This window comes from Bradyrhizobium sp. Leo114 (assembly GCF_055229415.2).
The window spans coordinates 1-19668 of sequence record NZ_JBUYEN020000001.1 but is presented as its reverse complement, the minus strand read 5'-3'; the positions used below and the strand labels follow the sequence as shown (position 1 = coordinate 19668).

Below are 19668 nucleotides of genomic sequence, written 5' to 3'. Positions count from 1 at the left end.
AGGGGGCTTAAGTGTTTACCCTTTCAGGGGGAAGGAGTGCGGCAGGCGCCGTCAGCGCTCCAGCCGCGCGAGCAGGCTCGAGGTGTCCCAGCGCTTGCCGCCCATCTTCTCGACTTCGGCGTAGAACTGATCGACCAGCGCGCTCACCGGCAGGTTGGCGCCGTTGCGTCGCGCTTCCGCGATGCAGATCGAGAGATCCTTGCGCATCCATTCGACCGCGAAGCCGAAATCGTACTTGCCGTCGTTCATGGTCTTGTAGCGGTTCTCCATCTGCCAGGATTGCGCCGCGCCCTTCGAGATCACCTCGATCACGCTAGCCACGTCGAGCCCCGACTTCTTGGCGAAATGGATGCCTTCGGAAAGGCCCTGTACCAGGCCGGCGATGCAGATCTGGTTGACCATCTTGGTGAGCTGGCCGGAGCCTGCCGGTCCGAGCAGCTTGCACATCCGCGCATAGGCCGCGATGACCGGCTCGGCGCCGGCATAGGCGTCTTCCTTGCCGCCGCACATCACCGTCAGCACGCCGTTCTCGGCGCCGGCCTGTCCGCCGGAGACCGGAGCATCGACGAATTTGAATCCTGCCTTCTCGGCGGCGGCATTGAGCTCGCGCGCGACTTCGGCGGAAGCGGTGGTGTGGTCGACGAAGGTCGCGCCCTTCTTCATGCCGGCGAATGCGCCGTCCGGGCCGATCGTGACCGCGCGCAGGTCGTTGTCATTGCCGACGCAGCACATCACGAATTCCTGGCCTTCGGCCGCGGCTTTCGGCGTCGGCGCCGCGCGGCCGCCGAATTTCTCGACCCAGGCCTGCGCCTTCGCCGGCGTCCGATTGTACACCGTCACCTCGTGGCCCCCCTTTTTCACGAGATGTCCTGCCATGGGGAAACCCATCACGCCGAGACCGAGAAAAGCGACTTTAGCCATGTCTGCTACCTTGTTTCTTCTAGTGACCTTGGGATTTGCCGGCGACATTGCACGGGCCGGACGGTGTTTTTCAGGCGGGAGGGCCGCACCATAAACGCTGCGCCGCAGAGGGCAACGGCTCGTTTGGCCGGCATTAGAGCATGATCCGGAAAAGTGGAAACCGGTTTTCCGAAAAGATCATGCTCCAACAAAGAGATGAGATCATGATCCGATTCTGTCCAATCGGATCATGATCTAGCGGTTTTGTGCTATGATAACCCACCAACGAACCTCACAAAAATGGGAGTGAGACATGAATGGAAGAGAGGCGGGCGCAAGCGTAGGCGTGCTCGATCATTTCAACATCCGCACCCGGAAACTCGCCGAAACCGTCACGTTCTATGAGGAGGTTTTGGGCCTGGAGAAGGGCGCCCGGCCGAATTTCGCCTTTCCCGGCGCCTGGATGTACAGCGAGGGCAAACCGGTGGTTCACCTCGTGGACATTTCCGCGACCGACGAGCCGCAAAAGCCCGACTCCGGCGTGGTCCATCATGTCGCCTTTGTCAGCCGCGGTTTCACGGCGATGCAGCAGCGTCTGCAGTCCAAGGGCATGAAATTCGATTCCCGGCAGGTTCCGGGCGGCGACCTCTGGCAGATCTTTGTGCACGATCCTAACGGCGTGATGATCGAGCTGAATTACGAGGTCGCCAAGGAACAGGGCGCCGCAGCGCCGGCCGAGCGCGCCGACGACGTCGGCGGCAGGTAGGAACCGTTCGGACGCGCCGTGTGAACCGCGGAATCTATTGTGCTGGCGCAACTACCCTTTCTTGCCGATCCGTCATATCTGTGACTTCACCATGTGGATATTCGGCAGGAGAGCGGCTGTGAGCGTGACGCAGCAACAGGTTCTGGAGAAATTGGCCGGGGTGACATCGCCGCGCGGCGTCGCCCTGACCAATGCCAACGTGCTGTCGCCGATCACGGTCAGCGACGGCAAGGTGTTCTTTTCGATCAATGTCGATGCCGCAGAGGCGCGCGCCTGGGAAAGCGTGCGCGCGCAGGCCGAGAGCGCCGTGCGCGCCATCCCCGGCGTCACCGCCGCCATGATCGCGCTGACCGCCGAGCGCAAGCCTGGCACGGCGGCTCCGCCGCAGCCGCACCGCCATGGCGGCGGCGGCATCGCGCCGGCCTCGACGCATCGGCCGCCGCAAGGCGCGCCGTCGCCGATGTCGCGGCAGGCCGAAATCCCCGGGATCGCCGCCGTCATCGCAGTGGCCTCGGGCAAGGGCGGTGTCGGCAAGTCGACCACCGCGCTCAACCTCGCGCTCGGCCTGCGCGATCTCGGTTTGCGCGTCGGCCTGCTCGATGCCGATATCTATGGCCCCTCGGTGCCGCGGCTGACCGGGATCCGCGAGAAGCCCGCGCTCAACGACGACAAGAAGATGATCCCGATCTCCCGCTTCGGGCTCTCGATCATGTCGATCGGATTCCTGGTCGAGGAAGACACCGCGATGATCTGGCGCGGGCCGATGGTGATGTCGGCGATCACGCAGATGCTGCGCGATGTCGCCTGGGGCACGCTGGATGTGCTGGTGGTCGATATGCCGCCCGGCACCGGTGACGCGCAGCTCACGCTGGCGCAGAATGTGCCCCTCAAAGGCGCCATCATCATCTCGACCCCGCAGGACCTGTCCCTGATCGATGCGCGGCGCGGGCTCGCCATGTTCAAAAAGGTTAACGTGCCCGTGCTCGGCATTGTCGAGAACATGAGCTATTTCCAGTGCCCGCATTGCGGCACGCGGTCGGACATTTTCGGCCATGGCGGCGCCCGGCATGAGGCCGAACGGCTGGGGGTACCGTTCCTGGGCGAAATTCCCCTCCATATGGCGATCCGCACCACCTCGGATTCCGGCAATCCGGTGGTGGATAGCGAGCCGGACGGGCCGCACGCGGCGATTTACCGCGCAATCGGGACCAAGGTCCGCGACCAGCTCCGGGGCGTGATCGCCGCGGCTTGACAGTCCTTTCCGCCCGATATTTCGCCTGGCGTCTTGCGACTTTCGTCCAGTCCCGTCATGCCAATGTCGCGTTTCCGCGGGCGGCCATCCGTGTTAAACGGCCCCGCCAGAGCGCCCCCGGAGCCTGAGGATTCGCCCGCCCGGAGGAGATGTTTTGGGGACAAAAGGGAAACGCCCCGCAAGGAGATGACTTAAGATGAAGCGTCGTGACTTTTTGAAAGTTTCTGCGGCCGGTGCGGCCGCGACTGCGGTTGCCGCGCCGGCGATTGCGCAGTCTTCTCCCGAAATCAAGTGGCGCTTGACCTCGAGCTTCCCGAAGTCGCTGGACACGATCTATGGCGGCGCTGAGCAGTTGTCGAAATACGTCGCCGAGATGACCGACAACAAATTCCAGATCCAGGTGTTCGCGGCGGGCGAGATCGCGCCGGGCCTGCAGGCGCTGGACTCGACGTCAACAGGTACCGTCGAGATGTCGCATACGGTGGCCTATTATTATGTCGGCAAGGACCCGACGTTCGCGATCTACGCCTCGGTCCCGTTCGGCCTCAATGCGCGGCAGCAGAACTCCTGGTGGTACCAGGGCGGCGGCGAGCAGCTCGGCAATGAGTTCTTCAAGAAGTTCAACGTGATCGGTTTGCCCTGCGGCAACACCGGCACTCAGATGGGCGGCTGGTTCCGCAAGGAGATCAAGACGGTCGCCGACCTCTCCGGCCTCAAATTCCGCATCGGCGGCATCGCCGGCCAGGTCCTGCAGAAGGTCGGTGTGGTGCCGCAGCAGCTCGCCGGCGGCGACATCTATCCGGCGTTGGAGAAGGGCACCATCGACGCCGCCGAATGGGTCGGCCCCTATGACGACGAGAAGCTCGGCTTCCAGAAGGTCGCAAAGTACTACTACTATCCGGGCTTCTGGGAAGGCGGCCCGACCGTCCACGCATTCGTCAACCTCGAGAAGTGGAATGCGCTGCCGAAGAACTATCAGGCAATCCTCACCAACGGGGCCGCGAATGCCAATAGCTGGATGGCCGCGCGGTATGACCTGCAAAACCCGACGGCGCTGAAGCGGCTGGTTGCCGGCGGCACGCAGCTTCGTCCGTTCACCAACGAGGTGCTGGAAGCCTGCCTGAAGGCGACCAACGAGCTGTGGAGCGAAATCTCCGCCAAGAACCCCGACTTCAAGAAGTCGATCGACGCAATGCAGGCCTACCGCTCCGACGAATATCTGTGGTGGCAGGTCGCCGAATACACCTACGACAGCTTCATGATCCGCTCGCGCACCCGCGGTTGATCGGGCTTTAAATAGTAGATGCACGGCCCGGTCCCCTCGTGGGGCCGGGCTTTTTTGCACTGAGAATGCGGATGCCCGGATTCAGGCGTTCGCTGCAGCTCGAACGATTTCTTCCAGTTCTCCAACAAGCGGAGCTGCGCTGACTTCGGCAGCAATGATGTCCTTGAACCGTCGGGCAGCGATCAGGAATTGCGGCTCCCGGATCAGGCGCGTCATGGCGGCGGCAATTTCTGCTTCCGTAGCGGTCGGCGGCAAGACCAACCCCACGCCGCAGGCTTCCACACGCGCGGCAATGTCGCCCTGATCGCGGCCGAACGGCATGACCAGCAGCGGCAGGCCATGCGCGAGTGCACGGCTCGTCGTGCCGTGGCCACCGTGGCTCACGACTAGCGAGGCTTCCTTCATGGCCGCATCATGCGGGGCGCTCGGCAGCAGCGTGACATTGTCCGGCGCCTGCAGGGTGACGTCTTCCAGGGCAGGTCCGAGCGTTGCAACCGCATCCACATCGACGCGTCCTGCCGCGTTGATCGTGCGTTGCAGCGCCTCGGTCTGATCCTGATTGGTCGTGCTGAAAGAGATCAGCACGCGCGGACGATCCCCTTGGGACCAGGGAGAGATCCATGGCTTCGACCAATTCGAGGAATCCAGGAGCGGCCCGATGTACCTGACATTGCTGGGGAGGAAGTCGGGGGCAAAGTCAAACGCCGCGCTTACCGCTATCAGGAGCCGCGCCGGTCGGTCGAACAACTCCATCACATCAGCCCAAGGAGCAAGCTGCAGGCTCGCCCGCGCCTCGTTCAGCATCGGCAGCCATTCGTTCATGAGAGCAGCGAACCGGTTGCTTGCCGCCTCGACGGCGACGCGCTCTTCCGGCGTGCGAGGCGCCGACAGACCGCTGCCGATCGGCGGCTGCCCCGGGAGAGGTCGTAGGCTGATGGTGGGCGAGAGCAGGGCACAGGGAATATGTTCGGCCTCCGCGGCGAGCACCGCGCCGAACAGAGGCATATCGGTCAACACAGCGTCAGTGGTGGCGCGCCGGATTTCGTCGCGGACATCCGCACCTTGCGCGGCGGCTGGCCCAAACAGCAGGTGATCGCAGGCGTACTGAAGGGGGTCGGTGGCCTGCCCAATAGGCGAAACGTGGGGCGTCCGTTGCCAGGTCGCGAAGCCGAAGCCCGCCGTCTCGACGGACGCGCGCGCGTCCGCACGCGCGATGAAACGAACGACATGACCCCTTGCACGCAATTGCTGCGCCGCTGTCAGGGTCGGTCCGAGATGGCCGTGGTCTCCCCAGGTGGCCACCAGGAAATTGTAGGACATGGCTTGTTTCCCATCGATCGGAAGCGGCGATGGCGAGCCTGTCGACGGCAGGCCGCCGATCGTGTCGGACGGGAGAGATTTGGGTACCCGCGCTACCAGACGATTGCAGCAGATCGGATCTTTGTTGCATCGGTAATCTGCACGCTGCCTGACCGCGGCTTTTTGCGCGCTGCGGCGAACGTTGGCGATGGCAATCGGGAAGGGGATGTTCCATGCTGCCCTCAGGCCTCGGTACGAAGGCCGATGACACATATTCAAAGGGAGGAAACAACATGAAACGACGGGATTTCATCAAAGTCGCCGGCATTGGTGCCGCCGGTGCCGCCACGCTCGCCGCGCCGGCCATCGCGCAGTCGATGCCGGAGCTGAAATGGCGGATGACGACGAGCTGGCCGAAATCGCTCGATACGCTGCATGGCGCAGCCGAGATCATGGCCAAGGTCGTCGGCGAGGCCACCGACAACAAATTCCAGATCCAGACCTTTGCCGCCGGCGAGATCGTGCCGGGCCTGCAGGTGCTGGATGCCGTGCAGAGCGGCACGGTCGAGATGGGCCACACCGCCTCCTACTACTATTTCGGCAAGGATCCGACCTTCACCTTCGGCTCATCGGTGCCGTTCGGGCCGAACGCGAGGCTCAATCAGGCCTGGTACATGATGGGCGGCGGCAAGGAGCTCCTGAACGAGTTCTATAAGAGCTACAACGTCACCTCGCTGCTTGCCGGCAACACGACCTGCCAGATGGGCGGCTGGTTCCGCAAGGAGATCAACACCGTCGATGATCTCAAAGGATTGAAATTCCGCATCGGCGGTTTCGCCGGCCGCGTCATGGAGAAGCTCGGTTGCGTGCCGCAGCAGATCGCCGGCGGCGACATCTACCCGGCGCTTGAGAAAGGCACGATCGACGCCGCCGAATGGGTCGGCCCTTACGATGACGAGAAGCTCGGCCTGCAGAAGGTCGCGCCGCATTACTACTATCCGGGATGGTGGGAAGGCGGCCCGATGCTGCTGGTCTTCGTCAATCTCGAGAAGTGGAATGCGTTGCCGAAATACTACCAGGCCATCCTCGAGCAGGCCGGCCATCAAGCCAACAACTGGATGATGGCGAAGTACGACACCGTGAACCCGACCGCGCTGAAGAAGCTGCTCGCGGGCGGCGCCAAGCTGCATGCCTTCTCGCCGCAGATCATGCAAGCAAGCTTCAAGGCGGCAAAGGAGCTGCACGCCGAAGTCGCGGCCAGCAACGCCAATTTCAAGAAGGTCTATGAATCGCTGACAGCCTATACCAGCAACGGCTATCAATGGTTCCAGGTCGCCGAAGTCGGCTACGACAACTTCATGGCGCGCCACTCGCAGAGCTGATCCGTCGATCAATCAAAGGGGTGGCCTGCTCCGTAGCCCGGGTGAAGCGCAGCGCAACCCGGGACCGCGCGTAGTCGCGGATGCCGACGTCCCGGGTTACGCATTCGCTCCACCCGGGCTACGGGCTGGTGCACCAGCCTGCACTTTCACCGGTGCCGTCTCGGGCATCAGGCTCATCGCGATCAGTCCGACGACGGCCGCAAGCAACAGGTACCAGGCGGGCGCCAGCGGATCTCCTGAAATATGCAGCAGCCACGTGACCACGAGCTGCGCGGTGCCGCCGAAGCTTGCGATTGCAACCGCGTAGACGGTGGCGAACACGCCGCCGCGGATCTGTTGGGGCAGCGCCTCGGTGAAGGTGGCATAGAAAGCCGTGAACGGCAGCGATCCGATCAGCGATAGCGCGCCGAAGCCGAACAACAGCGACCACGCGCCGGGTGCACCGGCGATCCACAGGAAGATCGGATAGGTCAGCGCGAGCGTGACGATCTGCGGATAGATCATGACCGGCTTGCGACCCAGCAAGTCGGCCAGCCAGCCTCCCAGCAACGCGCCCGCGATCCCAAGACCATTGCTGACAAGCGACGTCGCAAAGGCCAGAGACGGCGCCACATGGAGCGTGTTCTGCGCATAAGTCGTCATGTATTGCGTCACATAGGTCGAAATCGTGCCGCTCGCCAGGATCATCAGCGCCAGTGCAATCAGGCGAATGTGCCGGCGCGCCAGCGCGAGATGGCTCGAGCTCTCGATGCGCCGGGCGCCGCTTTCGCCTTGCGGGATCGTCTCCGGCAGCGTCCGGCGCATCCAGAGCCCGAACGGCAGGCAGATGGCGCCGATCAGGAACGCCACGCGCCAGCCGTAGGAATCCAGCGCCTCTGGCGTCATCGTCCTGCTCAAGAGGAAGCCGACCAGCGCGCCGGTGGTGGCGGCGATCTGCTGGCTTGTCGGCTGCCACGAGACCACCAGCGCCCGACGTTCCGGCGGGGCGATCTCCAGGAGATAGGCCGTGGTCGGCCCGACCTCGCCGCCGAGCGCAAATCCCTGCATCAAGCGCGCCACGATCACAATGATCGGCGCCGCAAGGCCGATGGCGTTGTAGGATGGGGTGATCGAGATCGCCAGGATCGCGCTCCCCATCAACGCAAAGCTGAGCAGCATTGCCGGCCGCCGGCCGACACGGTCGGAATAGATGCCAAGCACGATCCCGCCGATCGGGCGCGTGATGAAACCCGCGCCGAAGGTCGCAAGCGACAGCATCAGGCTGCCATACTCGCCTTGCACAGGGAAGAAGGTGTGGCCGATCTGTATCGCGAAGAAGCTGTAGGTGATGAAATCATAGAATTCGAGCATGTTGCCGATCGTGGCGGCAAATGCTGCGCGCTTCACGCCGAACTGTTTGGTCTCCTCAACGACAAGCGACAATCGTACCTTCCCTGAAGCGATTCAATGATGAGCATTATTCGTGCTGGCGCGACTACTTACAACGTTATGGCGGCGCCCTTCTGCCATGCGTGCATCGCAGTTGGGATAGAACATGTCACTCTTCCGTGTCCGGAACTGCGCAACCGCTATCCGCGGTTTGATGTTTGCGCTGACCTTCGGCCGATCACGTGGCGCTATAGCGCTCCAGGTCCAAAGCCAGCTGGTCGAGCGGCTGCCTGTTTCCAATTTGGGCCATCCAGCACCAAAGTTCGAGAACGAAGTATAGGTGGTAGAGGTCGAGCGTCAAAAGCCAGTGCTTTCGGTCCATGACGCCGTATCCGTCAAGGAGCGCGCTCCTTGCCTCTGCGTCGAGATAATAGAGTGCTTTGGCGACATCCATCAGCGGATCTCCGGCCAGCGCGCCTTCAAAATCCAAAACACCAGTGAGCCGTAGGCGGCCATTTGAGACGGTGGCAAGCAGGTTGCCCGCGTGCAGATCATTGTGACATAGCACCGCTTGCGTGCAGTCGCTGAGCAGTTCGGCGCGGTCGGCGAGATGCTTGGCAACCCGCTTGGCAAGGTCTGCATTTCCGCCGCGTTCGGCAAATTCCTTGAGCTTTCGTTGGAATTGATGCGTCAGGTACTGGTGGTTTGTCGAATGCGCCGTCCAGATTCCGTTCGCACCGATGTAGCCGAATGCGTCCATGGCGATGCAATGAAACTCGCGGAGCAGCCGGCCGATTTGTGCGTAAGCGGATAGCCGTTGCGCCGCGTCCAGAGTCGCTTCCAGTCGGCCCAGTATCGAACCCTCGAGCTTGGTCATCAATGTCAAGTTTAGACCGAGCAATCTCTTTGAGTCGTCCGCAAGCAGAATGCGTGGAGTAGACACGCTAAGGCGATCTCGGACTAGGCCAATGACGGTCAACTCCTTTTGCATCTTCCAATGCAATTCGTCGGGATAAACCTTCAATACGAGCGGTGGATGCGCGTGATCCGCGAAAGCGATCTCGTAAACTGCTGAGATCTCGCCGCCATGAAGCCTGGAAATCGTCGCAACAGCTCGCTTCGAAACGGTCTGATCAACGATCGCCTGCGCCGTCGCGACGGACAGTTCTAGATCGGGCTTGAGGCTCATCGTGCTGTCCATTCGAAACTTGGCTCCCTCGGACGTCGGCGTATCCGCGGCGCCTGGTGTAAAAGTGGCGACACCTCGGCATCACCACATTTACGCTGCAATAGGAAAGGTATACTATCGGCTGCTCGTTCGGTTGAGATAAACATCCGGCCTTTCGCTCGTTCGTTGAACTGCATCGCGAAGAGGAGCACGACCATGGCGATTACCACGCTGAAGGTTTTGGCGAGCCTCCTGCAATTGCACGGGCCAGGTGCAACAATTCAGAGCGACCATCCCGGCATCGACGCGCTGCTTAACGAACTGCGCGAGCAGAGTTCGACAGAAGGACTTAGCTCCGACCAACCCGCGGTTATTCCTGACCAACCCGTTGTAAATCAAGTTTATTTCAGGCGAGGCTTTGGCCGAGGGCCGCATGCGGGCGTCTTTCGCAGGGCCGGATACGCTCCAGGGGCAGGTGCCTTCCGCAGAGGCGCGTACGCTCCGGGAGCGGGCGCGTTCCGCAGAGGGGGCTTTGTTCGGGGATACTAGCTAATCGCAATTTTTTCAGGCGCGTACCGGCATCGGCATGTTGTTTGACGATTCAAATCCTGTCGCTTTCCATGACCAGCCGATCACGCAGTTGCTGGTCAAGGTGGCAGCGCGATGCAACATCGACTGCTCCTATTGCTACTGGTTTCGCGACGCGGCCGTCTACGACAAGCCCAAGCTGATGAGCACCGGCGTGCTACATCAATTGTTGCAGCGCATCGAAGAACACGTCGCACGATACTCCCTCGTCGATTTTCCCATCGTTCTGCACGGTGGCGAGCCCTTGCTCTGGGGTGTCGAGAATTTCCACCGTTTTGCCGAGGGCTGCGAGCGCATTTCATCGCGAACCGGCTGCGACATTCCCATCGCGGTCACGACCAATGGCGTGTTGATCGATGATCAATGGCTGGACTGCTTCGAGACACGCAACATTTCGGTTGCGATCAGTCTCGATGGACCGGCACATATTCACGACCTTCACCGTCGGACATTTCAGGGGACGGGCACCCACGCTGCGGTGGAGCGCGCCGCCCGCATGCTGGTCTCGCGCGACATTTGCGTAAGCGCCCTGGCTGTCTGCAATCCCGCGTACCCGCCGGAGCAGTATGTCGCGTTTTTCACCGCGTGCGGAATTGCGAACTACGACATCATGATCCCCGATGCGACGGTGGACGAGAAGCCGGCGTCCATTGCGTCGTTCTACAACGGACTGTTCGACTTGTGGCTGACGGCAAATCGCACGGCGCCGACCGCCAATATCCGCATCGTTTCCGACATGATCACTGCCCTGCTGGGCAACAATTCGCCGACCGAAGGCGTCGGCCACAAGCCGATCGAGCTTTGCACCGTGATGACCGATGGCACCGTGGAGGCCCACGATGTGCTCCGCATCGCGGGCGACGGCTTCACGCGGACCAGGTTCAACATCTTCGATCATGCGATCGACGAGGTCAGGAACGAACCGCGCTGGAAAGCGGCGCGCGACGCCTCAATCAATCTTTGCGAGAAATGCCGGCAGTGCAAGTTCATGAATGCTTGCGGAGGGGGGTATCTTCCGCATCGTTTTTCCAAGGCGAATGGTTACGACAATCCGTCGGTATATTGCGACGATCTCTATTCGATGTTCGAGAACATGCAATCCGTCCTGGAGAGCCATCTTTATGTCAGCAAGCCAGGCGGGGAACGTGTCAACGTGCGCGAAGCGTTGACACGCGCTTAGCGGCTGGATGGCGAAAGGCGACCGGGAGTTCGAGTCTCGAGCGCTGGATCATGCTCAAACAAAGAGATGAGAACATGATCCGAATCCGCCTAATCGGGTCATGGTCTAATGCGCCTCGTTATGCGGCGAGACATTCCGCTTTGCAGCCGGCGGGTGGGGCGCGGGGCGCGACGCTGGATGCGACGCGGCGGCAACTCGATGTGGCGCTGGAGCAGCGGATGGATGCTGGGGCGGCTTCGGGGCCGCGGCAACGGCGCCGGGTTTTGGCGCCGGTGGGGCGGCGACCGGTTTCGCTGCGACATTTGCCGGCTTCGCTGCGGCATTCAGAGGCTTTGCTTCCGGTCTGACCGCCGCATTCGGCGGCTTGGGCAGCGCTCCGTTGGTCGGCGCAGCATGCTCCGAGCCAACAGATGCCTTGTTTTCAAGTGACTTGTTCGCGGCGGGAGGATCGTTCGCAACAGGCTTATTGCCGGGTGGGGTGGCCGCAAGAGGCTTGCTCTCGAGCGGCTTGTTGGCGACCGCATTGTTCGCAGGTGCCTTGGGAGCGACCGGCTGCGGCAGCGGCGCGGGTCCCGGCTTGGCTTCCCGTGCGGCGACAATACCCTTGCCGGTGAACTCGCCGGGCTTGGCTGTCGCTGCGATTGCCGGGCGACCGTGGTTCTCGGAGGCGAGCAGCGCTCTGTTCGTGCTCGCCAGGTGCTGCTGCTGGATCTGCGCGGGCGCAGGAGCAACGTGGTGATCCTGCGCAGCCACTTGCTCTTGCGCCGTCGGCTGAGACGTGATGCCACCACTGCCGCCGTTGAAACTGACACGCGTGATGTTGTTGTTGATCACGGTCTTACTATAGACGTTGGTGACGTTGACACTGCCGAAATTATTGATGGTGCGGTTGTAGGCCAACACGCCATTGTCCCAGTGGCCGCCTTCATAGCCGACGCCGCCATAGCCGAAACCATAGTTGACGCCACCGTAGAAGCCGACACGCGGCCCCCAATAACCGGTGTTCCACGCGTAAACACCGTCACGCCACGCCCAGTAACCGGGCGTCCACAACAGGCCGACGGCCGGCGGCTCCACCCAGGTGCCCGGAACCCAGTAATAACCGTCCGTGCCGTAAGCCCAATAGCCGGGCGTCCAAATGTACCCAGGGGCTGGAAGCGGCGGTTGCTCATAGACCGGAAGCTCCGGTGGGGCGATCGTAATGCTTATGATTTGGGCTTGGGTGACGGGGGAAATGATCAGCGCGGCAAGAAGCCCGATGATGAATAGAAAGCGTCGCATGCTTGTTCCTTTCACATGAGCAGCTCCCCGCGAGTCGGAACGATGTTGAGCGAATGACGCAATATTATGGCGCACTGGTCTAGTGCAGCAGGCGCTACTGGATGATGTAGGCGGCGGCGCTGAGCAATCCCAGCGCAATGACGATGATATCCTGGCGCCCGATCTCGCAGGTCCGCTCTCACGTCCGGAAACTCGCTCGCGCGAGTTTCTACCGCCGCTTGTGACCCATAGCGATCAAAGGAAGTCGGCGATAAAGATGTTTGCGTGAAACTAGAGCGTCGAAGTGAGGCCTATGGTTTTCTGGACAGGCTAAGTAGACTGACCCATACGGATTGGGGGAGGTCGCGCTTTGACCCGAAGCCGCTGTTAACCAAAGAGCGGAGCGTGTCCGCTCGGCCGGGCAATTCAGACTTCGACTCGTTCCGCAATGTGACATGCGTCGTCCACGTCGCCAAACTGATATCGAGCGTCACTCCCAATTTTTATGTTGCCGAACAAGAGTTCGGCGTTAACCACCGCTAACGGTTGCAGCCTGAGCGAAATCGCTTCGAAGTTTCTTAAATTTTGCTGGGTACCTCTTCCGGGCATGGTGACTGGGGGAAAGATATGAGTAAGCGGGCCAAACGTGGAAAGGCAGAAGCGCTCGCACTACCAATGGCCGCGAGAGTTGCAGTTGGCGCCGTGGCCGTGGCCGCATTGGGATACAGCTTGCTGTCTCGCCCGACGAGCGTGCAACCGATACGGAAGCCGTCCGCTCCCCAAGCCCTGGCATCGTCAACTCCGGTTCACGTGTCAACTCCAGTTCATGCATCAGCGCCAGCTCCGGCTCCGATTTCGGTCCCGGCGCCTCTGGTCGAACCACCAAAAGCTGCTGACGGTCCCGGAGCATTTGTTCGGCAGGTAGTTGACTACGCGAGCCACCAGACGCCGGGCACCGTGATCATCGATACCAAGAACACATTCCTGTATTTCGTTCTGAGCGACACGCAAGCGTTGCGCTACGGCATCGGTGTTGGCCGCGAAGGCTTCACATGGTCAGGCGAGCAGACTGTGGCCCGTAAGACGGAATGGCCGGATTGGCGTCCGCCGGCAGAGATGCTTGTGCGTCAGCCTTATCTGCCGCGGTTTATGGCAGGCGGTCCCGGCAACCCGCTCGGCGCTCGGGCGATGTATCTGGGCGAGACCGAATATAGAATTCACGGCACCAACAAGCCCGATACGATCGGGAAGCGGGTTTCGTCCGGCTGTATCCGGCTGACCAATGAGGACGTCGTGGACCTTTATGAGCGGGTGAAAGTCGGAGCGAAAGTGATCGTGCTTCCGGCAACCGCTGCCCGTCGACCATCCCAGGGAGCGCCGCCCGACGCCGCTTTCCGATCGCCGGACCCGGCATCGCCGTCGAACCGGCCCTCGGTAACCAACGCGCAGATGCTGTCATCTGAACCGAAGATCGCCGAGGTCCAGTAACTCAGTCCTCCGTCCTCGGTCGCTATGGGCGGTTGAACGGACGTAAACCAAGCCAAGCGACTTATGAATCCAAGTGTCGTAGCCCGGGTGAAGCGTTAGCGTAACCCGGGACCGGCCGGAGATGTTGATGCAGATGTCCCGGGTCGCGCTTCGCGGCACCCGGGCTAGGGGTTAGAGCGTTTTCGAGCGAAGTGGAAATCGGTTCGCACGCGTCAAAACAAGAATCTAGAGCTTCGGTTCTGATTCAATCAGGACCGAAAATGCTCTAGTGCAGCAGGCGGTACTGGATGATGTAGGCGGCGGCGCCGGCGAAATAGCCGAGCAAGGCAAGGCCGCTGATGCGGCGGACGTACCAGAAGAAGTGGATATTCTCCAAGCCCGTCGCGGCGACGCCTGCCGCCGAGCCGATGATCAGGATCGATCCGCCGGTGCCGGCGCAGTAAGCGATGAACTCCCACAGGAAACTGTCCGAAGGATACTGAGTCAGGCTGTACATGCCCATCGTCGCCGCCACCAGCGGCACGTTGTCGATGACGGCGCTGAGAAGCCCGAGCGCGATGACGATGATGTCCTGGCGCCCGATGGTCGCATCCAGCCACCTGGCCAGTATTTCCAGAACATGGGTGTGCTCGAGCGCTGCGACCGACAGCAAGATCCCGACGAAGAAGACGATCGAGCCCATGTCGATCCGCGTCAGCGCGTGGAGGAGGGTGAGATGCTCCTTTTCGTCTTGCTCCTTGTGTCGATGGATCAGTTCGCCAACCGTCCAGAGGATGCCCAGTCCAAAAAGGATTCCCATGAACGGCGGCAGGTGCGTCACGGCCTTGAAGGCGGGCACCGCGATCAGGATGCCGAGGCCGAGATAGAACATCACGTTGCGCTCGAAGACGCTGGTCTCGGGCGTCTCACGCTCCACCTCTGCGAGCGCTGGAATTTCCTTGCCCCGCAAGAAATAGCAGACGACGAGGAGAGGGACGATCAAGTTGATCAGCGAAGCGAGGAAGACCCCCTTGATGATCGCGAGCGGCGTGATCTGTCCGCCGATCCACAGCATCGTGGTCGTCACGTCGCCGATCGGCGACCATGCGCCGCCTGCGTTGGCCGCGATCACGATCATGGAGGCGAAGAACAGGCGATCGTCTGCATCGTCGAGCAGCTTCCGCATCAGCGATATCATCACGATCGTGGTCGTCAGATTGTCCAGGATCGCACTCAGGAAAAAGGTTACGAAGCCGACCAGCCACATCAGGGTGACTTGCTTCCTGGTGCGGATCAGCGAGGTGATGACTTCAAAGCCGTTATGGGCATCGATCACCTCGACGATCGTCATGGCGCCGAGCAGGAAGAAGACGATCTGCGCGGTCGTGGAGACGGATTCGTTGAGCTGCTTGTCGATCAGGGCCGCGTCGCCGCTCGCCACGGCGTACACCGTCCAGAGCAGTCCGGCGCCCAGCAATGCGGAGGCTGACTTGTTGATCCCGATCGGGTGTTCCAGCGCGATCGCGGCGTAGGCGACGACAAAGATCGCGACGATTGCGGCCAACAAGACCTGATCCCCCCAAGCCCGTCCATACCGATCCCGATCGGCAGCCGTCCAGCAGCTTCGCCGCGGCTATTTGCCCGCGCACCCTCCGGAGGAAGGGCACGGCCAGATCAGTTCGCCAGTTCAATTCTTGGGCTGACCAAAATCGAGCGGCGGCAGGTCGATCTGCGGCACCTCGATTTTCACCTTGGTCAGGTCGACGTCGAGCGGCTTGTCGAGCAGGGCCGTCACCGTGATCGGGAAGGCGATCACCAGCGCGACCATGATCGCCTGCAGTCCGATCCACGGCATCGCGCCCCAATAGATGTCGGAGCTCTTCACTTCCTTCGGCGCCACGCCGCGCAGATAGAACAGCGCGAAGCCGAACGGCGGATGCAGGAACGACGTCTGCATGTTGACGCAGAGCATGACGCCGAACCAGATCAGGGCGGCATCGGGGCCGACGACCGGCGCCAGGATCTTCTGCGCGATCGGCGCGATCATCGGCAGGATGATGAAGGCGATCTCGAAGAAGTCGAGGAAGAAGGCCAGGAAGAAGATGAAGAGATTGATGAAGATCAGGAAGCCCCACACGCCGCCGGGCAGCGATGTCAGATGGTGCTCGAGCCAGACGCCTCCGGAGACGCCGAGGAACACGACCGAGAAACAGGTCGAGCCGATCAGGATGAAGGTGACCATGCAGGTGATCCGCATGGTCGTCTCATAGCCCTGCTTGATCAGGTCGCGCAGGTCGGGAATGCGCACCGCCTCGAGGCAGATCCAGACCACCGCAAGATAGGTGATGGCGAACATGATCTTGAAGATCAGGTTCTCGCTGTAGAGGATCGCGACGATGGTGCCGATGCCTGCGGCGATGACGCCGGCGATCATTACCTTGTGGCCGGTCGAGCTGAAATCCTTGTGGTGGATCGCGGCGAGCACGATGGCGCCGACCGCGCCCATGGCGCCGGCTTCGGTCGGGGTCGCAAGGCCCATCATCATGGTGCCGAGCACGACGAAGATCAGCACCGCGGATGGAATGATGCCGAGCAGGCATTTCTTCCATAGCGCCCAGCCGGTCAGCGTGCGCGCTTCCTTTGGCACCGCCGGCACGTGGCTCGGCTTGATGATGCCCAGCACGAAGGTGTAGCCGGCAAACAGGAGGATCTGGAAGATCGATGGTCCCCAGGCGCCGAGATACATGTCGCCGACCGATTTGCCGAGCTGGTCGGCGAGCACGATCAGGACCAGCGACGGCGGCACCAGTTGGGTGATGGTGCCGGAGGCCGCCAGCACGCCGGTGATGTAGCGTATGTTGTAGCCATAGCGGATCATCACCGGCATCGAGATCAGCGCCATCGCGATCACCTGCGCCGCCACCGTGCCGGTGATCGCGCCCAGGATGAAGCCGACGATGATGACGGAATAGCCGAGGCCGCCGCGGATCGGGCCGAACAACTGGCCCATCGAATCCAGCATGTCCTCCGCAAGCCCGCACCGTTCCAGGATCGCGCCCATGAAGGTGAAGAAGGGGATTGCGAGCAGCAGCTCATTGGACAGCACGCTGCCGAAGATGCGGCCGGGGATCGCCTGCAGGAAGTTGAGGTCGAAGAAGCCGAGATAGATCGAGAGGAATCCGAACGAAAGCCCGACTGCGGCCAGCGTGAATGCCACGGGGTAGCCGATCAGCATGGCTATGATCATGCCACCGAACATCAGTGGCGGCATCATCTCCAGCGTAATCATTGGGTCGGCCTCTCGTACTTCGCGTCGATCGTCACATAGCCCTGCAGCGCCGCGATGCGCTTGATCACCTCCGAGACGCCTTGCAACGCCAGCATCACGAAACCCGCCGGAATGACGAACTTGATTGGCCAGCGGACCAGGCCGCCGGCATTGCTTGAGATCTCGCCGACCGCATAGGACTGGTAGAAGAACGGCCAGGACAGATAAGCGAGCAGCAGGCAGGCCGGGATCAGGAAGAACAGCGTGCCGATCAGGTCGAGCCAGAGCTGGCCGCGCTCGGACAGCATGAGATAGAAGATCTCGACCCGGACATGCTCGTTGCGCTTGAAGGTGTAGGACGCGCCGAACATCACGAGGACGGCGAACATGTACCACTGCGCTTCGAGCCAGCCGTTCGAGCTATAGGAAAAGGCGTAGCGGATCATCGCATTGCCCGCGCTGACGAGACAGGCAATCAGCACCAGGAGGTTGCAGATATAGCCGATCTTCTCATTGAGCCGGTCGATGGCTGTACTCAATCCCATCAAAGGGCGCATTATGGTCTCCGCGGCTGCGCCAAACGCGCGCCGTTTGTGTCAACGAGCATCGCTACGCCACTGCGCCAACGCGCGCGGTGCCAAAGCTCACCTCTACGAGCGATTGCAATGCCAGTCCTCCCCATCGGTGTGCTTCTGCCGTCTTGGCTGCACCGGGTAGGGCAGCGGCCTGTCCGGCCGAGCTGGCGTGAAAGCTGCCGCACCATTTCAGCGTGGGGTGATAAGGTCAATTGGAAAATGGGCAAATTGACGCGGCCCCAAGCCGCTGCATGGGCTTGGTGAATCCCGGTCCGATCGGCCGTTTTCGAGAGGGCTGGCTGGGCCGAGGCGGGCGGCCCTCAGCCGCCGGTGACGCTCATGTGCCGGCTGACGCTGGGGCGGTTGTGCCGGCGGTCGATGATGAAATCATGCCCCTTCGGCTTCAACCCGATGGCACGGTCGATCGTGGCGGACAAGAGCTCGTTGTCTGCCGACGCGCGCAGCGGTTTGCGCAAATCGGAGGCATCCTCGTGGCCCAGGCAGGTGTGCAGCGTGCCGGTGCAGGTGATGCGCACGCGGTTGCAGGATTCGCAGAAATTGTGGGTCATCGGCGTGATGAAGCCGAGCTTGCCGCCGGTCTCGCTGACACGGACATAGCGGGCAGGGCCGCCGGTGCTTTCTTCGAGATCGGTCAGCGTGAACTGCTTTTCCAGCCGGGCGCGGAGAAGCGACAGCGGCACATACTGATCGATACGGCCGGCGCCGATGTCGCCCATCGGCATCACCTCGATCAGGGTCAGCGCCATACCCTTGCCGTGCGCCCACTCCATCAGCGAGGGGATCTCGTCCTCGTTCATGTTCTTGAGCGCCACCGCGTTGATCTTGACCGCAAGCCCCGCGGCCCGTGCCGCCTCGATCCCGGCCAGGACCTTGTCGATGTCGCCCCAGCGCGTGATCGCGCGGAACTTGTCGGCATCAAGCGTGTCGAGCGAGACGTTGATGCGGCGCACGCCGCAATCGGCGAGTTCGCCGGCGAAGCGCGCGAGCTGTGAGCCGTTGGTGGTCAGCGTCAATTCATCGAGCGCGCCGCTGGCAAGATGCCGCGACAGCGAGCGCACCAGCGTCATCACGTTGCGCCGCACCAGGGGCTCCCCGCCGGTAAGGCGGAGCTTGCGCACGCCCTTGGCGATGAAGGCGGAGCACAGCCGGTCGAGCTCTTCCAGCGTCAGGAGATCGGCTTTCGGAAGAAAGGTCATGTCTTCCGACATGCAGTAGAAGCAGCGCAGGTCACAGCGGTCGGTGACGGAGACGCGCAGGTAGCGGATCGTCCGGCCGAACGGATCGGTCATCGGACGGAACAGGGATTCGGAGGGGGGAAGCGAAATCGCGCTCATTCACACGCCTTGCCAACGCCTTGCTCGACGGAGCCGGACGAAAGGGAAGTGGCTCCGCGAGCACAATCTAGGCAGCTTGTTACCGTCCGACAATGCGCGCCGTCAAATAGTGCAGTGCGAACGTGTAATTTAGAGCGTTTTCGAGCGAAGTGGACGCCGGTTCGCATAGCAATCAAGTTTACGCAGATTGCGTAGACTTATCTGCGCAGAAAACGCGTCAAAACAAGAATCTGGAGCTTCGGTTCTGATTCAATCAGAACCGAATATGCTCTAGGTCGCGTGGACAGTTATCTTAGCCAGAGCAGAGTTGCGGCGATAGCGACGACAGCGAAGTAATTTCGTGCGGTTTTTTCGTAGCGCGTAGCAACGCGCCTGAAACGCTTCAGTTTCGAGAAGCAGCATTCGATTAGATGACGCTCGGCATAGAAGGGTTTGTTGAGCGGATATTTGATTGCCCGTGAGGGGTTGTTCGGAATGACGGCTTGAGCGCCTTTTGCGGCGATCGCGGATCGCAAGGCATCGGAATCGTAGGCGGCATCGCCCATCACGACCTCC

General features: G+C 61.6%; 16 protein-coding genes. 6 read left to right on the top strand and 10 right to left on the bottom strand.

Annotated elements, in window-relative coordinates:
* Positions 1-51: 51 nt before the first annotated feature.
* Positions 52-921 carry an NAD(P)-dependent oxidoreductase gene (locus ACZIRK_RS00080; protein WP_130230231.1) on the bottom strand — a complete coding sequence of 290 codons (870 nt, stop codon included), beginning with the start codon at positions 919-921 and terminating at the stop codon, positions 52-54.
* A gap of 292 nt (positions 922-1213) precedes the next feature.
* Here ACZIRK_RS00080 and ACZIRK_RS00075 point away from each other — a divergent pair, with 292 nt between their 5' ends.
* The 3 genes from ACZIRK_RS00075 (at position 1214) to ACZIRK_RS00065 (ending at position 4203) form a co-directional block, all read left to right on the top strand.
* A complete protein-coding gene (locus tag ACZIRK_RS00075) occupies positions 1214-1666 on the top strand; it encodes a VOC family protein (RefSeq protein ID WP_130230229.1) in 453 nt (150 codons plus the stop codon).
* Between the two features lie 118 nt (positions 1667-1784).
* Positions 1785-2918, top strand: coding sequence for an Mrp/NBP35 family ATP-binding protein (locus tag ACZIRK_RS00070; RefSeq protein ID WP_463326695.1), 1134 nt, complete (start codon positions 1785-1787; stop codon positions 2916-2918).
* A gap of 196 nt (positions 2919-3114) precedes the next feature.
* Entirely contained in the window at positions 3115-4203 is a 1089-nt protein-coding gene (locus ACZIRK_RS00065) for a TRAP transporter substrate-binding protein (protein ID WP_028167047.1), read from the top strand.
* Between the two features lie 81 nt (positions 4204-4284).
* Here ACZIRK_RS00065 and ACZIRK_RS00060 read toward each other — a convergent pair whose 3' ends face one another.
* Positions 4285-5523, bottom strand: coding sequence for a glycosyltransferase (locus tag ACZIRK_RS00060; protein ID WP_130228080.1), 1239 nt, complete (start codon positions 5521-5523; stop codon positions 4285-4287).
* Between the two features lie 272 nt (positions 5524-5795).
* Here ACZIRK_RS00060 and ACZIRK_RS00055 point away from each other — a divergent pair, with 272 nt between their 5' ends.
* Positions 5796-6884 (top strand): TRAP transporter substrate-binding protein, encoded by a 1089-nt coding sequence (locus ACZIRK_RS00055; RefSeq protein WP_130228079.1) that lies wholly within the window; start codon positions 5796-5798, stop codon positions 6882-6884.
* Positions 6885-6980: 96 nt separating this feature from the next.
* Here the strand turns inward: ACZIRK_RS00055 and ACZIRK_RS00050 are convergent, their stop codons facing one another.
* Complete coding sequence (locus ACZIRK_RS00050) at positions 6981-8234, bottom strand: MFS transporter (RefSeq protein ID WP_463326912.1); 1254 nt, start codon at positions 8232-8234, stop codon at positions 6981-6983.
* Between the two features lie 256 nt (positions 8235-8490).
* On the bottom strand, positions 8491-9453 hold the full coding sequence (locus ACZIRK_RS00045) for a phosphotransferase family protein (RefSeq protein ID WP_245474900.1): 963 nt from the start codon (positions 9451-9453) through the stop codon (positions 8491-8493).
* Positions 9454-10006: 553 nt separating this feature from the next.
* Between ACZIRK_RS00045 and ACZIRK_RS00040 the strand changes: the two genes are divergently transcribed.
* A complete protein-coding gene (locus tag ACZIRK_RS00040) occupies positions 10007-11188 on the top strand; it encodes a radical SAM protein (protein ID WP_463326694.1) in 1182 nt (393 codons plus the stop codon).
* 105 nt (positions 11189-11293) lie between these two features.
* Here the strand turns inward: ACZIRK_RS00040 and ACZIRK_RS00035 are convergent, their stop codons facing one another.
* Positions 11294-12469: a YXWGXW repeat-containing protein gene (locus ACZIRK_RS00035; RefSeq protein WP_130228076.1), complete on the bottom strand. Its 1176-nt coding sequence runs from the start codon at positions 12467-12469 to the stop codon at positions 11294-11296.
* A gap of 606 nt (positions 12470-13075) precedes the next feature.
* On the opposite strand from ACZIRK_RS00035, the gene ACZIRK_RS00030 reads away from it, so the two are divergent.
* Positions 13076-13936 carry a L,D-transpeptidase gene (locus ACZIRK_RS00030; protein ID WP_165435393.1) on the top strand — a complete coding sequence of 287 codons (861 nt, stop codon included), beginning with the start codon at positions 13076-13078 and terminating at the stop codon, positions 13934-13936.
* Between the two features lie 265 nt (positions 13937-14201).
* Here the strand turns inward: ACZIRK_RS00030 and nhaD are convergent, their stop codons facing one another.
* From nhaD to ACZIRK_RS00005, 5 genes are all read right to left on the bottom strand, one after another.
* The gene (nhaD, locus tag ACZIRK_RS00025) at positions 14202-15482 is read right to left on the bottom strand and encodes a sodium:proton antiporter NhaD (RefSeq protein ID WP_463326693.1); all 1281 of its coding nucleotides are present in this window, start codon (positions 15480-15482) and stop codon (positions 14202-14204) included.
* Positions 15483-15602: 120 nt separating this feature from the next.
* On the bottom strand, positions 15603-17204 hold the full coding sequence (locus ACZIRK_RS00020; protein WP_130228072.1) for a TRAP transporter large permease: 1602 nt from the start codon (positions 17202-17204) through the stop codon (positions 15603-15605).
* Complete coding sequence (locus ACZIRK_RS00015; RefSeq protein ID WP_028166533.1) at positions 17201-17740, bottom strand: TRAP transporter small permease subunit; 540 nt, start codon at positions 17738-17740, stop codon at positions 17201-17203. The genes ACZIRK_RS00020 and ACZIRK_RS00015 overlap by 4 nt, the downstream gene beginning before the upstream one ends.
* A gap of 338 nt (positions 17741-18078) precedes the next feature.
* Positions 18079-19113 (bottom strand): GTP 3',8-cyclase MoaA, encoded by a 1035-nt coding sequence (gene moaA / locus ACZIRK_RS00010; protein ID WP_028166532.1) that lies wholly within the window; start codon positions 19111-19113, stop codon positions 18079-18081.
* 287 nt (positions 19114-19400) lie between these two features.
* The coding region (locus tag ACZIRK_RS00005; protein ID WP_463326692.1) for a transposase at positions 19401-19668 on the bottom strand (268 nt) is incomplete at its 5' end.

Bases quoted from the DNA above. Each gene is read 5' to 3' on its own strand.
- ACZIRK_RS00080 (WP_130230231.1), bottom strand. From the start codon at position 921: ATGGCTAAAGTCGCTTTTCTCGGTCTCGGCGTGATGGGTTTCCCCATG.
- ACZIRK_RS00035 (WP_130228076.1), bottom strand. From the start codon at position 12,469: ATGCGACGCTTTCTATTCATCATCGGGCTTCTTGCCGCGCTGATCATT.
- ACZIRK_RS00040 (WP_463326694.1), top strand. From the start codon at position 10,007: ATGTTGTTTGACGATTCAAATCCTGTCGCTTTCCATGACCAGCCGATC.
- ACZIRK_RS00030 (WP_165435393.1), top strand. From the start codon at position 13,076: ATGAGTAAGCGGGCCAAACGTGGAAAGGCAGAAGCGCTCGCACTACCA.
- ACZIRK_RS00065 (WP_028167047.1), top strand. From the start codon at position 3,115: ATGAAGCGTCGTGACTTTTTGAAAGTTTCTGCGGCCGGTGCGGCCGCG.
- ACZIRK_RS00015 (WP_028166533.1), bottom strand. From the start codon at position 17,740: ATGCGCCCTTTGATGGGATTGAGTACAGCCATCGACCGGCTCAATGAG.
- ACZIRK_RS00045 (WP_245474900.1), bottom strand. From the start codon at position 9,453: ATGGACAGCACGATGAGCCTCAAGCCCGATCTAGAACTGTCCGTCGCG.
- ACZIRK_RS00055 (WP_130228079.1), top strand. From the start codon at position 5,796: ATGAAACGACGGGATTTCATCAAAGTCGCCGGCATTGGTGCCGCCGGT.
- ACZIRK_RS00020 (WP_130228072.1), bottom strand. From the start codon at position 17,204: ATGATTACGCTGGAGATGATGCCGCCACTGATGTTCGGTGGCATGATC.
- ACZIRK_RS00060 (WP_130228080.1), bottom strand. From the start codon at position 5,523: ATGTCCTACAATTTCCTGGTGGCCACCTGGGGAGACCACGGCCATCTC.
- moaA (WP_028166532.1), bottom strand. From the start codon at position 19,113: ATGAGCGCGATTTCGCTTCCCCCCTCCGAATCCCTGTTCCGTCCGATG.
- ACZIRK_RS00050 (WP_463326912.1), bottom strand. From the start codon at position 8,234: ATGCTCGAATTCTATGATTTCATCACCTACAGCTTCTTCGCGATACAG.
- ACZIRK_RS00075 (WP_130230229.1), top strand. From the start codon at position 1,214: ATGAATGGAAGAGAGGCGGGCGCAAGCGTAGGCGTGCTCGATCATTTC.